Annotated in this window: 2 protein-coding genes; one reads left to right on the forward strand and one right to left on the reverse strand. The window is 44.9% G+C overall.

Annotation, left to right across the window (positions count from 1 at the left end):
• Nucleotides 1–112 precede the first annotated feature (112 nt).
• Nucleotides 113–514, forward strand: coding sequence for a LysR substrate-binding domain-containing protein (locus FTT76_RS17440; RefSeq protein ID WP_001183556.1), 402 nt, complete (start codon nucleotides 113–115; stop codon nucleotides 512–514).
• A gap of 136 nt (nucleotides 515–650) precedes the next feature.
• Here the strand turns inward: FTT76_RS17440 and FTT76_RS17445 are convergent, their stop codons facing one another.
• On the reverse strand, nucleotides 651–1,466 hold the full coding sequence (locus FTT76_RS17445; protein WP_000018323.1) for an APH(3')-I family aminoglycoside O-phosphotransferase: 816 nt from the start codon (nucleotides 1,464–1,466) through the stop codon (nucleotides 651–653).
• Nucleotides 1,467–1,659 lie beyond the last annotated feature (193 nt).

Below are 1,659 nucleotides of genomic sequence, written 5' to 3' on the forward strand. Positions count from 1 at the left end.
CCAGGCCTCAGCATTTTATTATGGTGATCCCCTGGGCGAAATGCGCCTGGTAAGCAGAGTTTTTGAAATGTAAGGCCTTTGAATAAGACAAAAGGCTGCCTCATCGCTAACTTTGCAACAGTGCCATTTTAAGCGTTATGCTAAGCCCAGGAAGCCGCAGGATCTTTTGAACCACAACTGCATTAACGTCCGCTATTCTGATACGAGTGGATTGTACGCCTGGGAATTCGAGAAAGATGCTCAGAAATTCAGTCTGAAAGTCAAAGGGCAATATATTGCGAACAGCACGATTCATCAGCTCGATGCAGCATTAGACGGGCTGGGGATTGCCTATATTCCCGAGTATGTTGCAGATGGATATATCAAAAGCGGCAAGCTGATTGCTGTTCTGACCGAGTGGTGTCCATATTTTGACGGCTACCATATTTATTATCCTCACCGCCGACAGGATTCTCCTGCGTTTATGGCTTTTCTGCAAGTTTTGCGTGACAGGTACAATAATGGAATAAGATAAATTTATGAGTAAAGGATTATGTCCACGATAAGCACCTGGGTCGATTCCTGGGAGGCGGCCATGAGGGTAGGGAAGCGCCGTCCCGTCAAGTCAGCGTAATGCTCTGCCAGTGTTACAACCAATTAACCAATTCTGATTAGAAAAACTCATCGAGCATCAAATGAAACTGCAATTTATTCATATCAGGATTATCAATACCATATTTTTGAAAAAGCCGTTTCTGTAATGAAGGAGAAAACTCACCGAGGCAGTTCCATAGGATGGCAAGATCCTGGTATCGGTCTGCGATTCCGACTCGTCCAACATCAATACAACCTATTAATTTCCCCTCGTCAAAAATAAGGTTATCAAGTGAGAAATCACCATGAGTGACGACTGAATCCGGTGAGAATGGCAAAAGCTTATGCATTTCTTTCCAGACTTGTTCAACAGGCCAGCCATTACGCTCGTCATCAAAATCACTCGCATCAACCAAACCGTTATTCATTCGTGATTGCGCCTGAGCGAGACGAAATGCGCGATCGCTGTTAAAAGGACAATTACAAACAGGAATCGAATGCAACCGGCGCAGGAACGCTGCCAGCGCATCAACAATATTTTCACCTGAATCAGGATATTCTTCTAATACCTGGAATGCTGTTTTCCCGGGGATCGCAGTGGTGAGTAACCATGCATCATCAGGAGTACGGATAAAATGCTTGATGGTCGGAAGAGGCATAAATGCCGTCAGCCAGTTTAGTCTGACCATCTCATCTGTAACATCATTGGCAACGCTACCTTTGCCATGTTTCAGAAACAACTCTGGCGCATCGGGCTTCCCATACAATCGATAGATTGTCGCACCTGATTGCCCGACATTATCGCGAGCCCATCTATACCCATATAAATCAGCATCCAGGTTGGAATTTAATCGCGGCCTCGAGCAAGACGTTTCCCGTTGAATATGGCTCATAACACCCCTTGTATTACTGTTTATGTAAGCAGACAGTTTTATTGTTCATGATGATATATTTTTATCGGCACTGTTGCAAATAGTCGGTGGTGATAAACTTATCATCCCCTTTTGCTGATGGAGCTGCACATGAACCCATTCAAAGGCCGGCATTTTCAGCGTGACATCATTCTGTGGGCCGTACGCTGGTACT

The sequence above is a fragment of the Acinetobacter sp. YH01009 genome (assembly GCF_013420765.1).
Taxonomy (GTDB): domain Bacteria; phylum Pseudomonadota; class Gammaproteobacteria; order Pseudomonadales; family Moraxellaceae; genus Acinetobacter; species Acinetobacter amyesii.

What these genes read in the sequence shown, in the direction of transcription:
- FTT76_RS17445 (WP_000018323.1), bottom strand. Translation starts at nt 1,466, where the DNA reads ATGAGCCATATTCAACGGGAAACGTCTTGCTCGAGGCCGCGATTAAAT.